A 17391-nucleotide genomic window follows, 5' to 3' on the forward strand; every position below is an offset into this window, starting at 1 on the left:
GTCCTTCGTTGGATCAGGAGGTGGTCATCAGGGTGTGTGAATCAGGAGTTGGTAGTCAGGAGCCAGCGGCATCCGCCGCGGCGTCGATCAGTGCGAACGTGTCGCGCGCCACAGCGAGCGCGGCGTTCGCAGCTGGCAACCCTGCGTAGATCGCGGTGTGCATGATGGCCTCGCTGATCTCGGCGCGGGTGAGCCCATTGGTCAGGGCGGCGCGCACGTGCATCGCGAGTTCGTGCTCGTGGCCACCCGTCACCAGCGATGCGATTGTGAGGAAGCTGCGGGTACGCCGGTCGAGCCCCGGCCTGGCCCAGATCTCGCCCCAGGCGTAGCGGGTGATGAACTCCTGGAAGTCGGCGGTCTCGGGGGTGATCGCCGCCGTTGCAGCGTCAACATGGGCGTCACCGAGAACGGCCCGTCGAACCGCCATGCCCGCGGTAAAGGCATCCGTGTGTTCGCCAGCGCCCGGTGTTCCCTTCCCGGAGACGTGGGCGAGCAGCAGCGAGGCCACCACATCCGGCCGTTCGTATGCCGGCAGGTGCGCCGCGTTCGAGATGGTCACCTGGCTGGCACCCGGTATCGCCTCTGCCAGTTCCTCGAGCAGTGCGGTTGGAGTCGCCAGGTCGAATTCTCCCGAGACGCAGAGGGTGGGCAGACGGATGTCGCCGACGGCATCCGTCACATCGAAACCCGCCAGTGCCTCGCAGCACAGCGCATACGACTCGTCGTCGACGTGCATCAACTTCTCGAGTGCCGTGGAGCCGGCGGACGGGTCGCGCTCGAGGAAACCCGGCGCGAACCAGCGCTCTGAGCTGCCGCGCACCTGCGCGGACGTGCCGCTGGCGCGAACCTGCGCCGCGCGCTCAAGCCAGCCTTGGGATGAACCGATTTTCGAAGCGGAGCAGATGACGGCCAGGGAGCGCAGCCGGTCGGGGAAGTCCAGCGCGAGTCTCAGGCCGATCGCACCGCCGAGCGAGACGCCTGCGTAATGGAATGAGCCTCCGCCGATGGAGTCAACGGCGGTGACGACGGATGCCGCAAGCTCGGCGACCGTGAACGGCTCGGTCGTCGCCGGGCCGAAGCCGTGGCCTGGCAGGTCGAATCGCAGCACCCGGTGGTGCTCCGCGAGAGCAGGGACCACTCCGTCCCAGAGCGCAGTGGTTGTGCCGAGCGAAGGGCCGAGCACGATCAGCTGCGCGTCTGCCGCGCCGCTTCGCACCGGTTCAACGACGCACCGGAGGATGGGTCTGGTCATGAGGCTGTGTTCCTTTCGGCCTGAGCGTGTGCGCGATGACGTGCGAGCACCCTGTCGATGCCGGCATCCGACCGGCCGAGGTCACCGCCGTAGTCGAACGCCGCCCACAGTGCTTCACGCAATCGATCGTTGTGACCGTCGGAGGCGAGGGAACCGGAGAGGACGACCTGCAGTGGACGGTGGGTGTCGACAGACTCGCGAGAGGCGCGCGCGACCATGTCAAAGGCGGCAGTCTTGCCGAGCGCCTCTGCGAGAATAGTTGTCACCCTCTCGCTGAACACGAGCCCGTCGGTGAGTTCGAGGTTGGCGCGCATTCGCTCCGCGTCGATGTCGAGTCGCCCTGCCAGCGACGATGCCCCGCTCACCGCAGACATCGCGAGACGCTCGAGCTCCCTGAGCGGGTGCCATTCCGCGTGCCAGGCGCCGCTCGGCCGCTGGTCTTCTGCGAGCATGCTGCCGTAGAGCGTGCTGAGCAACCCAGGAGCCTGACGGGCGGCCGCCGCGACGAGCACGGCCGTCACCGGATTTCGCTTGTGCGGCATGGCGCTCGAGCCGCCCTCCCCTGCGGAGAGGCGTTCGCTCACTTCGGCGATCTCGGTTCGCGAGAGCACGGTGATGTCGAGGGCGAAGGCTCCTGCGACCCCGACTGCCTGCGCCAGCACAGACCCCAGCTCTGTGACGACCACGCGGTTGGTGTGCCAACTGAGCATTGGATCGACGAGGCCGAGGCGCCGGGCGAACCCGGCCGTCACCTCGTCGACGACGGCGACGGGCGTGGCATCCGTTCGCCTCGACCTGGCGATCTCGGTGAGCACGGCGAGATTGCCGACCGCTCCTCCCAGCTGAACCGGGAGTCCGGCCCGCACGCGGTCGAGTGCATCGACGGTGGAAACCACCGCATCGAGCCAGCCGGCGGCCACGAGGCCGAAGCTGGTCGGGGAGGCCTGCTGGCCGAGAGTGCGGCCGGCCATCACGGTCTGCCGGTTCTCGTCGGCGAGGGTGGCCAGGTTGTCGCCAAACACGCTCAGCTGCGTGCGGATCTCGCCGGTCACACGATGGGCGATCACCATAGCTGCGGTGTCGAGGATGTCCTGGCTGGTGGCGCCGACATGGAGGTGGTCTGAGGCGCCGGGGCGGACGGCCTCTGCGGCGGCCCCGAGATGCGCGACCAGGGGAATGACCGGATTGCCACCGCCGCGTCCCTCTGCGGCGATCGCGGCGAGGTCGAGCGAATCGGCGTCAGTCAGGGTGTCGCAGACCGCTTTCATCCATTCGGGCGCCAGCCCGACGTCGATGAGGGTGCGGGTGAGGGCAAGCTCGACGTCGACCATGGCCTGAAGCCAGGCGGCGTCGCTGGTGAGTTCGGACTGGCGAGTTGCAGGACGGAACGGATCGAGGAGCCCGGCATCTCGTGTCGAGCGCGCAGGATCGGGGTGTGGGTCAGTCGTCGAAGTCAAGGAACACCGTCTCTCCAACACCCTGCATGCGGATGTCGAATCGGTACGACGCCGGCCCGTCCGCCACGCTGATGAGCGTCGCACGCCGCTCTGTGGGGACCGCGGGCAGCACCCGGTCGCCCTCATGAGCCGCGCTCTCTGCGTCGGAGGCCGGCGGGAAGTACGCGCGGGTGAACAGGTGGTGCGTGAGCCCACGAGCAAAAATGGTGACCAGGATGTACGGGGCAGCGCCGGCTGCGACCGCACCGGGTTTGACGGTGGTGAACGAGAAGTGACCAGCCAGGTTGACACTGGTGCGGCCGAAACCGGTGAAGGTGTAACCGTCCGGCTCAAGACTGCCCAGCTGTGTGCTGAGCACCCCTTCGGAGTCGGCCTGCCAGATCTCGATGATGGCATCGGGAACAACAGCGCCGTCGCCGTCGTAGACCGTGCCGTGGAAACGGATCGCCTGCGGGTGATGGCCGGGAACCAGCTCCCACCCCTTCTCATACGGCAGCGCATATCCGAAGAACGGCCCGACCGTCTGCGACGGGGTCTGGATGCCGTCACCCTGGCGCGCGGACCCGATCTGCGACTGGTCAAGTTCCGGTGGCGCAATCGTGTCGAATTCTTCTGCCTGCTCGGCAATCGTGCGGTTCACGTCAGTCATGGGCTTCCTCGCTCTCCATCCAGGTGGACTTCGGTCCGGTCAGAACGATGTCCCAGCGGTAGCCGAGAGAAAACTCCGGCACGCTCAGGTTGTGGTCGTACTGGCCGATCAGGCGCTGGCGCGCTGCCGGATCCGCGATCGACTGGTAGATGGGGTCGAGTGCGAACAGCGGGTCGGCCGGGAAATACATCTGGGTGATCAGGCGCTGGGTGAACGCGTTGCCGAACAGCGAGAAGTGGATGTGCGCCGGACGCCAGGCGTTGATGTGGTTGCGCCAGGGGTATGGCCCCGGCTTGATCGTCTGGAAGCTGTATTCGCCGTTTTCCCCGGTGATGGCGCGGCCGACGCCGGTGAAGTTCGGGTCGAGAGGAGCCGGATGCTGGTCGCGCTTGTGCACGTAGCGCCCCGCCGAGTTGGCCTGCCACATCTCGATCAGCTGGTTCCGCACCGGGCGGCCATCACCGTCGACCACGTGGCCGCTGACGGTGATGCGCTCCCCGATCGGCTCCGCAGAGTGTGCGATGGTGAGGTCGCTTTCCAGCGGGTTCACGTCGGTGTGGCCGAATGCCGGGGAGAACCGTTCGATCTCCTCAGGGTCGACGCGCACCAGTTCGTGGGTGGGGTGGCGGAGCACAGAACTGCGGTACGGAGCATAGTCACGGCGCGGGTGGAGCTCCGGTGAGCCGCCGGCTTCAACTTTGGCCCTGGCATCCGCTTCGACGTCAACGATCTCTGCGGTGATCTCGTCCTGGGAAGGCAGCGTTGTCATGATTCTTCTTTCGGTGGGTGCTGGATCAAAGCGGGAGGCCGGTGTACTGCTCGGCGAGCGATCGCTGGGCGTGCAGGGAGCCGGTCACGTAGTCGATTCGGCCGAGCTGGCTGCGATAGTCAAACTCGTTCGTCTGCAGGTCGCCAGGGTGTCTGTGCAATGTTTCGGTCATCCACTGCGAGAACTGCTGCACCTTCCACTGCCTGGCGAGGGCCGCGGCGCCGTAGCGGCTGAGCAACCCGTCGTCGCCCGCGTAGTGGCTGATCAGCCCGGCGGCGAGCATGGTCACGTCGGAGATTGCCGAGTTCAACCCTTTGGCTCCTGTGGGCGGCACGATGTGTCCGGCATCGCCGACCAAAAAAAGGTTGTGGTAGTCGAGTCGCGAAGCGACGAAGCTGCGCATCGGGGTGATCGATTTTTCGGTGACGGTTCCTTCGTGCAGGGTCCAGCCCGGCACGGCGAGTCGGGTCTGCAGCGTCTCCCAGATGCGTTCGTCTGGCCAGTTCGCGATGTCTTCAGTTGGATCGACCTGCAGATAGAGGCGTGAGACCGTGTGCGAGCGCATCGAGTGCATGGCGAAGCCGTCTTCATGCAGCGCGTAGATCAGCTCATCGGTGGATGGCGCGACGTCAGCGAGGATGCCCAACCAGGCGAACGGGTAATTGCGGTCATACAGAGTGATGTCAGAGAAGGGTATCGACGGCCGGCAGACGCCGTGAAACCCATCGGCACCGACGATGAAGTCGGCCGTGATCGTGTGCTGCTCGCCGCCGTGGCCAAAGGTGACACGGGGATCGCTGGACTCCAGATCGTGCACCGAGACATCCGTTGCCTCGTAATAGATGGTCGAGCCGGCGTCGCGGTGGGCTGCGACCAGGTCTTTCACGACTTCCTGCTGGCCGTAGACGGTCACGGTGCGACCGATGAGTTCGTTGAAGTTCACGTTGTGGCGGACCCCGTCGGCCTGCAGATAGATGCCGTTGTGCACCATGCCATCGCTGGCTATGCGATCGCCGAGGCCGAGGCGGGTGAGGGTCTCCACCGAGCCCTGCTCAAGCACGCCGGCACGGATGCGGGCGAGCACGTAGTCCTCCGAACGATTCTCGACCACGATCGAATCGATTCCGGCATCACGGAGGGCCCAGGCCAGGAGCAGACCGGCCGGACCTGCACCGATGATGGCAATTCGGGTTATCTCATTGGGCACGGCTTGCGGTGTCCTATCCTCGCGACATTGACAGGTAGACGTTGACAGGTAGACGGTGACAGGTAGTTGCACCATTCTCGACCCGCCGGTCCAAAAATTGAGTGCACCTTCCACTGAGTGGAAGTGACAGACCCGCAGCGGCCAGCGCGGGGACGTCGACTTTACGTGGCGGAGCGGCGATACCCGAGGGCGCGACTGATGCCGTGCGCAGCGACCCGCACCGCCTGCTCCTGTGCCGGATCGAGGCGCGCTCCGGTGGCCGGATCCGTGCGGGTGACGATCGAAACCGCTGCGACGACCTGGCCGGTGCGGTCGCGGATTGGAGCGGCCACGGAACTCGACCCTGCTGTCATCTCCTCGCTCATCAGGGCGACCCCGTGCGCCCGGATGCCGGACAGCCGCGCGCGGATCTCATCGGACGACGTCATCGTCTGCGGCAGGAACTTCTGCAGCGGGTCGTTCAGGTAGGACTGGATCACGTCGTTCGGTGCGTAGGCGAGAAGGACCAGCCCCACGCCGGTGGAGTGCAGCGGGAGCCGACCGCCCACTCGAGAGATGACGTTGACTGCATGGTGTCCGGAGAGCTTCTCCAGGTAAAGGGCGTCCCCTCCGTCGAGGATGGCCAGGTGCACGTGCTCACGGGTGCTCTCGTAGAGGTCTTCGAGATAGGGCAGCGCGATGGTGCGGAGCGTTCGTGCCGTCGGCGTCTGCACACCGATCTCCCACAGCCGCATCCCCAGGGTGTATCGACCGTCCTCCTGCCTGGCCAGTCCTCCCCACGCCACCCATTCGGCCACCATGCGGTGGGTGGTGGACAGCGGAAGTCCGGCGCGCTCGGCGATGGCGCTGAGGGTGAGGGAAGCAGCGACGGTGGGCGCCGTGAAGGCGTCGAGGATGGCGAACAGCCGCGCAGCGACACCACGGTCGTCGACCGGCGCCGCCTCGGCGCCGCCCGGCGGTGCGGCTCGCGACGGTTTACCTGACATGTGCACTCACGCTACTTGGTCGCAGCAGAGCGCAGACCTCTCATCGACCTATGGGGACCGCCGTGCGGAACCGTCCTGTGACTACATATGATTCCTGACGACAAAACCAGCGTGAATCTGTGATTGAATGAAGTCGTGATCGACATAAGTCGCGGCGATGTGCTGGGTTCCTCCGGAGCGAGCGACCTCTTCCAGATCCTCCGCGACGGCCGCTCTCGCACGCGCACCGAACTCGCCAATCTCACTGGACTCGCCCGTTCGACCATCGCCCTGCGAGTCGACGCGCTGATGCAGCTCGGACTGGTCTCGCCGACCGCCGACGCACCATCGACCGGAGGCCGCCCTTCGTCACAGTTCGCCCTCGCCACCGATATCAAGGTCGTCCTGGCTGTCGACATCGGCGCGTCGCACGTACGCATCGCCGTGAGTGACCCCGCCGGGCGACCCCTCGAAGAAGACTCGGCGAACATCGAAGTCGCGCGCGGCCCTGAGGCGGTTCTCAACTGGGTCATCGAGGCCGGCGACGCGCTGATCAAGAAGACCGGCCGTTCCCTCTCCGACCTGCTCGCCATCGGCGTCGGCCTCCCCGGTCCCGTTGAGTACAGCACCGGCCTGCCGATCAATCCCCCCATCATGCCCGGGTGGGACCGGTTCGACGTGCCGGCCTGGCTGAAGGGGCACTTCAACGTTCCCATCCTCGTCGACAACGACGTGAACATCATGGCGCTCGGTGAGCGCGAGGTGGCGTGGCCGGATGTCGAACACCTGATCTTCGTCAAGGTTGCGACCGGCATCGGCTCCGGCCTCATCTCCGGAGGGATCCTCCAGCGCGGCGCCCAGGGCATCGCCGGCGACATCGGCCACGTGCAGGTGCCGCGCGGCGCCGACGTTCCGTGCCATTGTGGCAACCGCGGTTGCCTCGAGGCCCTCGCCTCCGGCCCCGCGATGGCGCGCGCACTGCGCGAGCAGGGCCATGACACCGCGAGCAGCCAGGATGTCGTCGAACTCGTCAAGCACGGAAACCTCGACGCCATCCAGGCAGTTCGCCAGGCCGGGCGCGACCTCGGCGAAGTGCTGACAGCATGCGTCAGCCTGGTCAACCCCTCGGTGATCGTCATCGGCGGCTCGATGGCGCAGGCGGGCGAACACCTCATTGCCGGCGTGCGTGAGGTCGTCTACGCGAGGTCGATGCCGCTGGCCACCGCGCACCTGCAGATCACCCAGTCGAACGTCGGCGCGAACGCTGCTGTTCTCGGTGCGGGGATGCTCGCCATCCACCACGCCCTCTCCCCCGCCAGGGTCGAGGCCATGGTGTCGAACATCGACGCCATTGCGGCCGGGGCCTGACAGTCGCCACCCGCTCACGTCTCGATGACGCGAACAACCTCCCTAACGGGTGCTGAAGGCGGCGTCGAAGGCGGCTTCCGGGGCCTCGAACGCATGCGTGCGCACGAACTCGAGTGCGTCTGGGGCTCCGACCAGCCGGTCCATCCCGGCGTCTTCCCACTCGACGGAGAGTGGTCCGGTGTAGCCGATGGTGTTGAGCATTCGGAACGCATCCTCCCAGGGCACATCGCCTCGGCCGGTTGAGATGAAGTCCCACCCGCGGCGCGGGTCTGCCCAAGCGAGGTGTGAGCCCAGTCGGCCGTTGCGTCCGTTGGTCAGGCGCACCTTGGTGTCTTTACAGTGCACGTTGAGGATGAGGTCCTTGAAGTCCCACAGGAAGCTCACCGGGTCGATCTGCTGCCAGACCATGTGGCTCGGGTCCCAGTTCAGCCCAAAGGCCTTTCGGTGACCGATCGCTTCGAGAGTGCGCACGGTGCTCCAGTAGTCGTAGGCGATCTCACTCGGGTGCACCTCGTGCGCAAACCTCACACCGACCTCGTCGAACACATCGAGGATCGGGTTCCACCGGTCGGCGAAGTCCTGATATCCCGCATCCACCAATTCCTGTGACACCGGGGGGAACATCGCGACGTACTTCCAAATCGAGGAACCGGTGAACCCGGTGACCGTCTTCACGCCGAGCTTCGCCGCCAGCCTGGCCGTGTTCTTCATCTCCTCCGCGGCACGCTGGCGCACACCTTCCGGTTCACCGTCGCCCCAGACCACGTCTGGCAGGATGTCGCGGTGCCGCTGGTCGATCGGGTCGTCGCAGACCGCCTGGCCCTTGAGATGGTTGGAGATCGCGTACACCTTCAGGTTGTACTTCTCCAGGACCGCGAGTTTGCCGGCGACGTACTCCTCATCGTCCCAGCGCCAGGGGTCGAGGTGGTCGCCCCAACAGGCGATTTCCAGCCCGTCGTATCCCCAGCCCGAAGCCAGTCTGGCGACCTCTTCGAAGGGAAGATCGGCCCACTGGCCGGTGAACAGAGTGATCGGACGAGGCATGGAACTACTCCTTATTACTCGGAACTACTCAGGCTTGCTCGGAACTACTCAGGCTTGCTCGGAACTACTCAGGCTTGCTCAGGAACGGGTACGTCAATTCTCTCTAGACCCCCGCGATCTGGTCTACCACTGCAGAGCTGGTGACAGCAGCCTCGCCGACCGGCGTCCAGGCGCTGCCTGCGCCTGCACTGTGCTCGACGGCATCCAATACCTGCTGCACCTGCAGCCCGGCGTCGAACGACGGCTCCGGCTGGGTGGCCGACGAGATGGCTTCGACGAAATCCTTGGCCTGGTGCACAAACCCGTGCTCGTAGCCGAGCATGTGCCCTGTGGGCCACCAGGAGGAGAGGTACGGATGCCCCGGCTCCGTCACCAGAACGCGGGTGAAACCCTGGCGGGTGTCTGGTGCGGTCGCGTCATAGACGCCGAGCGCGTTGAGGTCTTCGAGGTCGAATGAGATCGCGCCGGTTGAACCGGCGACCTCGATCCTGAGTGCATTCTTACGCCCGGTCGACATCCGCGTCGCCTCGAACGATCCGATCGCTCCCCCGTCGAAGCGACCGGTGAACAGGGCGAGATCGTCAACCGTGACGTCGCCGTATTCTTCTGATGCTGTGCCGGCCAGCGCGGTGCCGGCCTGCCCTGATGCGTCTGCAACGAGTGGACGACGCTTGACGAAGGTCTCCAGGATGCCGCTGACGCTCGAGAGTCTCTGACCGGTGATGAACTGGGCGAGGTCGATGGCGTGGGCGCCGATGTCACCGAGCGCACCGGAGCCGGCGAACTGCTTCTGCAGCCGCCACGCGAGCGGAACCTCGGGGTCGACCAGCCAGTCCTGCAGGTACATAGCCCGCACCTGTCGGATCTGCCCGATCGCGCCGTCGGCGACGAGGTCACGGGCGAACGTGGCGGCCGGCACCCGGCGATAGGTGAACCCGACCATGGCGAACACCCCGCGTTTTGCGGCACGTTCGGCCGCCTCGGCCATCGCCGCGGCTTCGGCCGGGCTGTTGGCCAGCGGCTTCTCGCAGAGCACATGCTTGCCGGCATCGAGGGCGGCGATGGCAATCTCGGCGTGGGAATCGCCCGGGGTGACGATGTCGACGATGTCGATGTCGTCGCGATCAAGTACCGCGCGCCAATCGGTCGCGGTCTCCGCCCACCCCCACTTGTCTGCGGCGGCGGCCACGGCATCCGCTCGTCGTCCGACCAGAACCGACATCTCGGGGCGAGCCGGCAGATCGAAGAACCGCGGGGCGACCCGCCAGCCCTGCGAATGCGCGGCACCCATGAAGCCGTGTCCGACCATCGCGATCTTCAATGCTGGAGTGTGGTCGGTCACGGTTACCTCAATCTGTTCTGGCGGCAATCTTTATCGCGTGTGTTCTGGCGGCGTAGGCGCGCTGGTTCTGGCGCGCCGACGTGCACGCGTTTGGCCAATGGCGGGGGCACCGGGCCCGGCGTGAGATGCCAGACCCGGCGACCGCTGGTTAGGATTCGAACGCGCTCGGCAGGTACTTGTCGACGTTCTCGCTGGTAACAACAGGAGCGTTCAGTACGATGCGGTTCGGAACCTCGATCTCGACCAGGTCGCTCATCGCCTTGCCCTGCGCGATAAGACGCGCGAGACGGATGCCGTCTGCGGCCTGCGTCGACGGGTAGATGACGGTCGCCTTCAAGACGTTGTCTCCCGCCTCGATCTCGCGCATGGCGTTGGCCGAACCGGCACCACCGACCATGATGAACTCATCGCGCCCGGCAGCGTCAATAGCGGCGAGCACTCCGATTCCCTGGTCGTCGTCGTGGTTCCACAGAGCGTCGATCTTCGGCGCGGACGAGAGCAACTGCGACGTCGCCGCCTCGCCACCCTGCACGGTGAAGTCGGCAGCGACCCGGTTGGTGACCGAAAGCCCGCAGTCTTCGAGCGCATCGGCGAAGCCCTGGCTGCGATCCTGCGTGAGTGGCAGGGAGTCGATGCCGGCGATCTCGGCGATCACGGCATCGGGGTTGTCGCCGACCTCTTCGCAGATGTAGGTGCCGGCGCTGACGCCCATGCCGTAGTTGTCACCGAGGATCGTGACGCGGGCCGCGAAGGTGCTCGAGAACTCGCGGTCGACGTTGATGACGGGAATGCCGGCCTCCATCGCCTGGATGGCGACCTCGGTCAGGGCTGCACCGTCTGTCGGCAGCAGCACGATCGCGTCGACCCCATCGTTGATGAAGCCCTCCACCTGGCTGATCTGCAGGTTGGCATCGTTGGTGCCCTCCGCGACCTTGAGGTCGATGTCCGGGTACTTCTCGGCCTCGGCGAGCGCGGCCGAGTTGATGGCGCCGAGCCAGCCGTGGTCGGCCGCAGGGCCAGAGAAGCCGATGGTGATGGTGTCGCCGGAGGCTTCGTTACCCTCCACCGACGCGTTGCTGGGCTGGGTGTTCGCCTCCGGGTCGCCTCCGGCGGTGCAACCCGCCAACAGTCCGACACTGGCAAGGGCGGCGCCGGCTGCAATGAGCATCCGCTGGCGCCTGGTGCGTAGAGCAAGCATGTGATTCCTCCAGGTGTGTGGTTCGCAGGGTGTCAACGAGAAGGAACGTCACCGCGTCGACTGCAGGTCGATCGGCGCGCCGGTCCACGCTGACGAATCACACGATAGCAGAAGTAATGTTCATATCGGCGACTTACGTTTGTTTGTCGACATATGTTATCGTTCCGACATGATCGAAGTCGACCAGCCTGCCCTCCTGCTCGAGGTTTCGGGCATCAGCAAGAGCTTCGCGGGCGTGCAGGCGCTTCGGGGCGTGAACCTCGACGTGCGACCGGGCGAAGTGCACTGCGTGCTCGGCCAGAACGGCGCGGGCAAGTCGACCCTCATAAAAACGCTCTCCGGGGTGCACCAGCCCGACGCCGGCGAGATCCGCTGGCTGGGTGAAAAGGTGACCATTTCCGACCCGGTCGCCGCGCTCGATCTCGGCATCGCGACGATGTACCAGGAACTCGACGTCGTCGACGGGCTCACCATCGCCGAGAACATCTTCCTCGGTCACGAGCGGTCCACCGCCGGCGTGCTGCACGCCAGGAACGCCAACCGACTCGCAACCCAGCTGCTGACCAGGCTCGGCCACGGCGAGATCTCGCCGAATACCGAGGTCGGCTCGCTGTCGGCCGCCACGAAGCAGATCGTCAGCATGGCGCGGGCGCTCTCGCGCGACACGAAGCTGATCATCATGGACGAGCCGAGCGCCGTGCTCGATTCTGAAGAGGTCAACAACCTGTTCCGCGTGGTCAGGGAGCTCACCTCACAGGGCATCGCGGTCGTCTACATCTCCCACCGGCTCGAGGAGATTCGACAGATCGGCGACCGCATCTCGGTGATCAAAGACGGCCGCAGTACCGCCAATGGATTGAGCGTCGCCGAGACCCCGACCCCCGAACTGATCCGGTTGATGACCGGGCGGGATGTCGCCAATGCCTTCCCTGCGCCGGTTCCGATTCCAGCGGACGCACCGGTGCTGATCGAGGTCGAGAACCTCGGACTGCGCGGGTACTTCGAAGGTGTCAGTTTCTCGGTGCGTGCCGGGGAGACGGTCGGGCTCGCCGGGTTGGTCGGCTCCGGGCGCTCCGAGATCCTGGAGACCATCTATGGTGCCCGCAAGGCGACATCCGGTCAGGTGAAGGTAGCCGGGAAGATGCTCGGCTCCGGCTCTGTGCAGGCAGCGGTTCGCGCCGGCATCGGCCTGTCGCCGGAGGAACGCAAGAGTCAGGGTCTCATCCTCGACGAACCGGTGTTCAAGAACGTGACGCTGTCGAGTTTCGCTCGCTTCGCGCGCGGCGGCCTGCTCAATGAGCGGCGCGAACGCCAGGCAGCGCGAGACCAGATGGTCGCCCTCGAACTTCGCCCGGCTGACCCAGATCGCCCTGCGCGCACCCTCTCCGGCGGAAACCAGCAGAAGATCCTGCTGGCGCGCTGGCTGGTGCACGGTACGCGCGTACTGCTGCTCGACGAGCCGACGCGCGGCGTCGACGTGGGAGCGCGCGCGGAGATCTACGCCCTCATCCGGTCGCTCGCTGCGGCCGGCACCGCGATCATCGTGGTCTCGAGCGAGATCGAGGAAGTACTCGGCCTCAGCGACCGGGTGCTCGTCATCGGAGACGGCGAAGTGCTCAGCACCACTAATGCAGATGAAATCGACGAGCCGGGAGTGCTCGACCTGGTCATGAAGGGAAGTGCCGCGTGAGCGAGCAGAACAACACCGTCTCCGAGGGTGGCACCGCCACCGGATCCCCCGGCGCACCCGGTTCGAAGCCGGAGAACACCAGCGCGATCAGGAAACTGCTCGGCGGCTCTGTCGGTCGCAACCTCGGGCTGGTCATCGCCCTGGCCGTGCTGGTCGCCGTCGGCGCCCTCACCGCCGGCGACCGGTTCGCCAACATCGACAACTTCCTCACCATCATCCGTTTCGCCTCGATCATCGGCGTCATCAGCATCGGTGCGACTTTTGTCATCACGGCCGGTGGCATCGATCTCTCTGTCGGTTCGGTGATGGGCCTGGCCACGGTTGTCGCCAGCCTCACCGCGGTGCAGCTGGCCGCAACACAGAGCTCCTGGCTACTCATGGTGCTGGTCGCCCTCGCCGTCGGCGCCGGAGCCGGCTTCGTCAACGGAATCGTCATCGCATACGGCAAGGTGGTCGCCTTCATGGCCACACTCGCCATGCTGGTCGGCGCACGTGGGCTCGCAGAGCTCATTTCCGGACGCCGCACCCAGATCGTCAACAACCAGGGGTTCCTCGACTTCACCAGGTCCGACTTCCTCGGCATCTCGATCCTCATCTGGATCTTCGCCATCGTCGCCGTCGCCGGTTGGTTCCTGCTGAACCGCACCACATTCGGGCGCCGCACCGTCGCCATCGGCGGCAACCTCGAGGCATCGCGCCTGGCCGGCATCAACGTCAAGCGACACCTCGTCTACATCTATGTGCTGGCCGGCCTCGCCTCCGGTATCGCTGCGATCATGATGCTGGGGCGCACCACAGCGGGCACCTCCACCCACGGCACTCTGTATGAGCTGGACGCGATCGCCGCCGTTGTCGTCGGTGGCACGCTCCTCATTGGCGGACGCGGCACGATCATGGGCACCGTGCTCGGTGTGCTGATCTTCAGCACGTTGACGAACGTGTTCACACAGAACAACCTCGATACCTCTGTGCAGGCGGTCGCAAAGGGCCTGATCATCGTGGTCGCCGTACTCCTCCAGCAGCGCTTCGCCTCCCGCGGCGCCCGACGCACCTGACGCACGCTTGGGATTGGCGCTCGTGACGGGCGCGTATGACAGACGCTGCTGACAGAATCGGCACATGCCATCAGAGACGTTCTCCCGATTTCCGGTTCTGCGGGTCGAGGAATATCCACAGTCGCACATGGACCGCACGACGTGGCCGGCGACTCTCGCGCCGGTGCGGCAACTCCTCGACGATGGGCTCGATCTCGGGGCAGTGACGGTTCTCGTCGGCGACAACGGGGCAGGCAAATCCACCCTCGTCGAAGCCATCGCGACGTCGTTCGGCATGAATGCCGAAGGAGGGTCGACCGGCGCCATGAACCGAACCAGAAGTTCAGAGTCCGCCCTGGCGGATCATCTGCAGCTGGTCAGGGGAGCCGGTGCGTCCAAGCGCGGCTTCTTCCTCCGCGCCGAAACGATGCACGGCTTCTTCACCTACCTGGAGTCGATCGGAGACGAGGGGGTCTTCCACGAACGAAGTCATGGCGAATCGTTCCTTGACCTCGTGGCAGCCAGGTCGAAGGTGCGCGGGCTGTGGGTGCTCGACGAACCGGAGTCCGCGCTGTCGCTGCCGGGTTGCCTGGCGTTGATCGGGCTGCTCCGCGATCTTGTCGCTGCCGGATCCCAGCTCCTGCTGTCGACGCATTCTCCGATTCTTGCCGCATACCCAGGAGCCGACCTGTACGAGGTCGGCGAGTGGGGTATTCGTTCCAGCGAGTACGACGACCTCGATCTGGTTCGCAATTGGCGTTCGTTCCTCGACTCCCCTGACCGGTTTCTCCGGCACGTGGTGTGAGCTTCGTCGTCGGCTCGATCTGTTCCTGAATCGCCGCCGCGCGGGCCGGTGTTCGGCGGTGTCGCACCAAACGGGGACAATGGAGGGATGACCGACACGATGCTCTCCCTCTTCGAGGTGGACGAGCATCCGTCGGCGGCCGTGGCTACTGCACCTGCCGCAGCTGCCGTGCTTGCACGGGCGGCGCACACCCTGCGCATCGTGGCCGACTCGACCGACAGGGTGGCGTGGCTGCGAGCGCGCAGCCAGGGCATCACGGCAACGGATGTCGCCAAGCTCGCGACCCTGAAATCAGTGCAGAACGCCGCACTCGACAAGTTGCACGGCAGCGGGTTCAGCGGCAATAGCTTCACCGACCACGGTCGCGCGCGGGAGCCGGAGATCGCCGCCTGGGTGCTCGCCAACCACGGCATCGAGCCCAGCACCAACCTGTTCCACGCCGCCGGGCAGCCGCGCCATCTTGCGACGCCGGACGGCGTGGTCGTGAGCACCAGCGGTGAACTTCAGCTGGCTGAGATCAAGACCACCAGCAAACCCTGGCGCAGCATCCCGCGGTCATATCTGCGGCAGGTCTGGTGGCAGCAGTACGTGCTCGGCGCTGAGCGCACGCTGCTGGTCTGGGAAGAGCACCGCGACTTCGTGCCCGTCGGGGCAGAACCGGAGTGCCGCTGGATCGATCGCGACGAAGATCAGATCGCCATTCTGGTCGGGTTCGCAGACCAGCTGCTGGAGATCCTCACCCGGCAGCGGGCCAGGGCGGCGAAGTATCCGCCAGACGACGATTACGACTACTACGCGCCCGCCTACCGCTGACCTGGTGCCGCACGCTCGACCCGCTCCGCGGCCAGCGCGTTCACGAGGCCGCGCGTTCAATAGGCCACCGTTTTCAATAAGCAACCGTTTTCAATAAGCAACCGTGAAGTGGCGCCCACCATCGTGGGGCAGTTCAATCTCATCCACCACGGCGAGCGCGAGGTCTTCGGCCGATATGCGCGACACCCCGTGCGCATCGACGAGCAATTCGGTTCCTCCGCGTCGATAACGGCCGGTGCGCGTACCGGGCTCGAAGAGCGCGGGCGGGCTCAGGTACGTCCAGTTTGCGCCGTGTGCGGCGCAGGCGGCGAGCTGGTCGATGCTTGCCTGGGCGCTCGCGCGCCACCGGTTCGAAACGAAGCGCGAATCGTCGATCACGAGCCGGGATGGGCTGTCTGGGCTTCGCAATGGCCCCGCACCGCCGATCACGATGACGCGCCGCCCTGACGCCAGGCCCGAATCAAGCACTCGGGACACCACAGCGCCCACATCGCTCTCGCCGCCTGTGGCCGGCCTGGTGGCCAGAACGATCACCTCGTTGGCTTCCGCGATGCGGGCCATGGCCTCCACGTCGGTGGCATCGGCGCTGGCCAACGTGACGCCGACGAGTTGTTCGGCGATGGGGCATCTCGAGCGCGAGAACCCCGACACCCGATGCCCTCGACGGGCCGCTTCGGCCGCGATGCGGGATCCGGCCATTCCGGTGGCTCCCATCACTGCAATTTTCATTTCACTCCTCTGTTCTGGCCGGCGTCCACACCCGCCGCGCCTACAGCGGCCGCGTTCACAGCGGCCGTGTGCGCGGTGGGCGTGTCTGCCTCCGCGCCCCCCGGGAGGGCGAAGGCCGTCGTCTGCCTTTGTGACGGTGTGAGCTGGCTGGCGATGATCGCCATCAGCGCAAGCGCGAACCCGACCAGTTGCACGATTCCCAGATTCTGTCCGAGCAGCACCGCTCCCAACGTCGCAGCGACCAGTGGTGAAAGCAGGGCAAGTACGGCAACCGAGGCAACGGGGAGGCGCCCGATGCCTCGGAACCAGATGGTATACGTGAGGAGCCCCCCGATGAGCCCCAACCACAGGTATCCCGCCAGCGCCGGCCCGTCAATGCTCGCGGGAACACCCTCTACGACCAGGGTGAGCGGCAAGAGGAACAATCCGCCGGCGGTCAGCTGCCACCCGACCAGCCCCAGTGGAGTCACCCCAACGGGCCGCCCCCACCGCTTGGTCAGCGTCACGCCGAACGCCATCGACACGGTGCCGAGCAAGCCGGCGAGGATGCCGACTGCGTCGAGCGTCGCCGTAGAACGGAGCACAACCAGTGCGACGCCGATGACTCCGATCACACCCCAGACCACACGCCATGACGAGAATTGTTCACGCAGGATGGCGACGGCAAGGAGCGCCACCAACAGCGGCTGCACGGCACCCAGAGTGGCGGCGACACCGCCGGGGAGATAGTAGGCGCTGAGAAACAGCAGCGGAAAGAAGGCCCCGATGTTGAGCACGCCGAGCACCGCAGACTTCCACCACCACGCACCCGTTGGGAGTGCGCGGGAGAGCGCTATCGCGAGCAATCCAGCTGGCAACGCCCGCAGGAATGAGGCGAAGAGCGGATGCCCCGGCGGCAACAGCTCGGTGGTCACGACGTACGTTGTTCCCCATACCAGCGGCGCGACGGCGGTGAGCAGGGTGATGCGTAGCGTTCCCATCCGAACCTCTCAACCTTCAATAGTTCAACGTTGAAGACGGTACCTGATAGAATGTATAACGTCAAATAGTTTAACGTTGAGAGGTTGGC

At 65.8% G+C, this 17391-nt stretch carries 16 protein-coding genes; 5 read left to right on the plus strand and 11 right to left on the minus strand.

Annotation, left to right across the window (positions count from 1 at the left end; translation table 11 throughout):
* Window positions 1-55 precede the first annotated feature (55 nt).
* The 6 genes from pcaDC to K323_RS24645 form a co-directional block, all read right to left on the minus strand.
* Window positions 56-1252 (minus strand): bifunctional 3-oxoadipate enol-lactonase/4-carboxymuconolactone decarboxylase PcaDC, encoded by a 1197-nt coding sequence (pcaDC, locus tag K323_RS24635; protein WP_022884485.1) that lies wholly within the window; start codon window positions 1250-1252, stop codon window positions 56-58.
* Window positions 1249-2709 carry a lyase family protein gene (locus K323_RS24640; protein WP_022884486.1) on the minus strand — a complete coding sequence of 487 codons (1461 nt, stop codon included), beginning with the start codon at window positions 2707-2709 and terminating at the stop codon, window positions 1249-1251. Before K323_RS24640 ends, pcaDC begins: the two co-directional genes overlap by 4 nt.
* On the minus strand, window positions 2693-3358 hold the full coding sequence (pcaG, locus tag K323_RS0106535; RefSeq protein WP_022884487.1) for a protocatechuate 3,4-dioxygenase subunit alpha: 666 nt from the start codon (window positions 3356-3358) through the stop codon (window positions 2693-2695). The genes K323_RS24640 and pcaG overlap by 17 nt, the downstream gene beginning before the upstream one ends.
* The gene (pcaH, locus tag K323_RS0106540; protein ID WP_022884488.1) at window positions 3351-4127 is read right to left on the minus strand and encodes a protocatechuate 3,4-dioxygenase subunit beta; all 777 of its coding nucleotides are present in this window, start codon (window positions 4125-4127) and stop codon (window positions 3351-3353) included. The genes pcaG and pcaH overlap by 8 nt, the downstream gene beginning before the upstream one ends.
* Before the next feature lie 25 nt (window positions 4128-4152).
* A complete protein-coding gene (locus K323_RS0106545; RefSeq protein WP_022884489.1) occupies window positions 4153-5334 on the minus strand; it encodes a 4-hydroxybenzoate 3-monooxygenase in 1182 nt (393 codons plus the stop codon).
* A 161-nt stretch (window positions 5335-5495) separates the two neighbouring features.
* Window positions 5496-6320 (minus strand): IclR family transcriptional regulator, encoded by an 825-nt coding sequence (locus K323_RS24645; RefSeq protein WP_084697068.1) that lies wholly within the window; start codon window positions 6318-6320, stop codon window positions 5496-5498.
* Window positions 6321-6458: 138 nt separating this feature from the next.
* On the opposite strand from K323_RS24645, the gene K323_RS0106555 reads away from it, so the two are divergent.
* A complete protein-coding gene (locus K323_RS0106555) occupies window positions 6459-7667 on the plus strand; it encodes an ROK family protein (RefSeq protein WP_425402268.1) in 1209 nt (402 codons plus the stop codon).
* A 42-nt stretch (window positions 7668-7709) separates the two neighbouring features.
* On the opposite strand, the gene K323_RS0106560 is transcribed toward K323_RS0106555, so the two are convergent.
* The 3 genes from K323_RS0106560 to K323_RS0106570 all read right to left on the minus strand — a co-directional run bounded on the left by K323_RS0106560 (window position 7710) and on the right by K323_RS0106570 (window position 11251).
* Window positions 7710-8711 (minus strand): sugar phosphate isomerase/epimerase family protein, encoded by a 1002-nt coding sequence (locus K323_RS0106560; RefSeq protein ID WP_022884491.1) that lies wholly within the window; start codon window positions 8709-8711, stop codon window positions 7710-7712.
* A 103-nt stretch (window positions 8712-8814) separates the two neighbouring features.
* Window positions 8815-10020 carry a Gfo/Idh/MocA family protein gene (locus K323_RS0106565; protein WP_026851327.1) on the minus strand — a complete coding sequence of 402 codons (1206 nt, stop codon included), beginning with the start codon at window positions 10018-10020 and terminating at the stop codon, window positions 8815-8817.
* Between the two features lie 181 nt (window positions 10021-10201).
* Entirely contained in the window at window positions 10202-11251 is a 1050-nt protein-coding gene (locus tag K323_RS0106570) for a substrate-binding domain-containing protein (protein WP_026851328.1), read from the minus strand.
* 169 nt (window positions 11252-11420) lie between these two features.
* On the opposite strand from K323_RS0106570, the gene K323_RS0106575 reads away from it, so the two are divergent.
* The 4 genes from K323_RS0106575 to K323_RS24650 all read left to right on the plus strand — a co-directional run bounded on the left by K323_RS0106575 (window position 11421) and on the right by K323_RS24650 (window position 15593).
* Window positions 11421-12941: a sugar ABC transporter ATP-binding protein gene (locus tag K323_RS0106575; protein ID WP_022884494.1), complete on the plus strand. Its 1521-nt coding sequence runs from the start codon at window positions 11421-11423 to the stop codon at window positions 12939-12941.
* Window positions 12938-13996: an ABC transporter permease gene (locus K323_RS0106580; protein ID WP_022884495.1), complete on the plus strand. Its 1059-nt coding sequence runs from the start codon at window positions 12938-12940 to the stop codon at window positions 13994-13996. The genes K323_RS0106575 and K323_RS0106580 overlap by 4 nt, the downstream gene beginning before the upstream one ends.
* A 64-nt stretch (window positions 13997-14060) precedes the next feature.
* Window positions 14061-14780, plus strand: a complete 720-nt coding sequence (locus K323_RS0106585; RefSeq protein ID WP_022884496.1) for an AAA family ATPase — start codon at window positions 14061-14063, stop codon at window positions 14778-14780.
* Window positions 14781-14867: 87 nt separating this feature from the next.
* Window positions 14868-15593, plus strand: a complete 726-nt coding sequence (locus tag K323_RS24650; RefSeq protein WP_022884497.1) for a YqaJ viral recombinase family protein — start codon at window positions 14868-14870, stop codon at window positions 15591-15593.
* A 90-nt stretch (window positions 15594-15683) separates the two neighbouring features.
* Here K323_RS24650 and K323_RS0106595 read toward each other — a convergent pair whose 3' ends face one another.
* Together K323_RS0106595 and K323_RS24655 are read right to left on the minus strand one after the other, a co-directional pair.
* A complete protein-coding gene (locus tag K323_RS0106595; protein WP_022884498.1) occupies window positions 15684-16322 on the minus strand; it encodes an NAD(P)-dependent oxidoreductase in 639 nt (212 codons plus the stop codon).
* Complete coding sequence (locus K323_RS24655) at window positions 16319-17302, minus strand: EamA family transporter (protein ID WP_022884499.1); 984 nt, start codon at window positions 17300-17302, stop codon at window positions 16319-16321. Before K323_RS24655 ends, K323_RS0106595 begins: the two co-directional genes overlap by 4 nt.
* Window positions 17303-17391: the final 89 nt, after the last annotated feature.

It is taken from the genome of Glaciibacter superstes DSM 21135, assembly GCF_000421145.1.
In the GTDB taxonomy this organism is placed as follows: domain Bacteria; phylum Actinomycetota; class Actinomycetes; order Actinomycetales; family Microbacteriaceae; genus Cryobacterium; species Cryobacterium superstes.

Coding starts and splice junctions, on each gene's coding strand:
- pcaDC (WP_022884485.1), bottom strand. CDS start 1,252: ATGACCAGACCCATCCTCCGGTGCGTCGTTGAACCGGTGCGAAGCGGC.
- pcaH (WP_022884488.1), bottom strand. CDS start 4,127: ATGACAACGCTGCCTTCCCAGGACGAGATCACCGCAGAGATCGTTGAC.
- K323_RS0106570 (WP_026851328.1), bottom strand. CDS start 11,251: ATGCTTGCTCTACGCACCAGGCGCCAGCGGATGCTCATTGCAGCCGGC.
- K323_RS24650 (WP_022884497.1), top strand. CDS start 14,868: ATGACCGACACGATGCTCTCCCTCTTCGAGGTGGACGAGCATCCGTCG.
- K323_RS24645 (WP_084697068.1), bottom strand. CDS start 6,320: ATGTCAGGTAAACCGTCGCGAGCCGCACCGCCGGGCGGCGCCGAGGCG.
- K323_RS0106585 (WP_022884496.1), top strand. CDS start 14,061: ATGCCATCAGAGACGTTCTCCCGATTTCCGGTTCTGCGGGTCGAGGAA.
- pcaG (WP_022884487.1), bottom strand. CDS start 3,358: ATGACTGACGTGAACCGCACGATTGCCGAGCAGGCAGAAGAATTCGAC.
- K323_RS0106560 (WP_022884491.1), bottom strand. CDS start 8,711: ATGCCTCGTCCGATCACTCTGTTCACCGGCCAGTGGGCCGATCTTCCC.
- K323_RS0106575 (WP_022884494.1), top strand. CDS start 11,421: ATGATCGAAGTCGACCAGCCTGCCCTCCTGCTCGAGGTTTCGGGCATC.
- K323_RS24655 (WP_022884499.1), bottom strand. CDS start 17,302: ATGGGAACGCTACGCATCACCCTGCTCACCGCCGTCGCGCCGCTGGTA.
- K323_RS0106595 (WP_022884498.1), bottom strand. CDS start 16,322: ATGAAAATTGCAGTGATGGGAGCCACCGGAATGGCCGGATCCCGCATC.
- K323_RS0106565 (WP_026851327.1), bottom strand. CDS start 10,020: ATGGTCGGACACGGCTTCATGGGTGCCGCGCATTCGCAGGGCTGGCGG.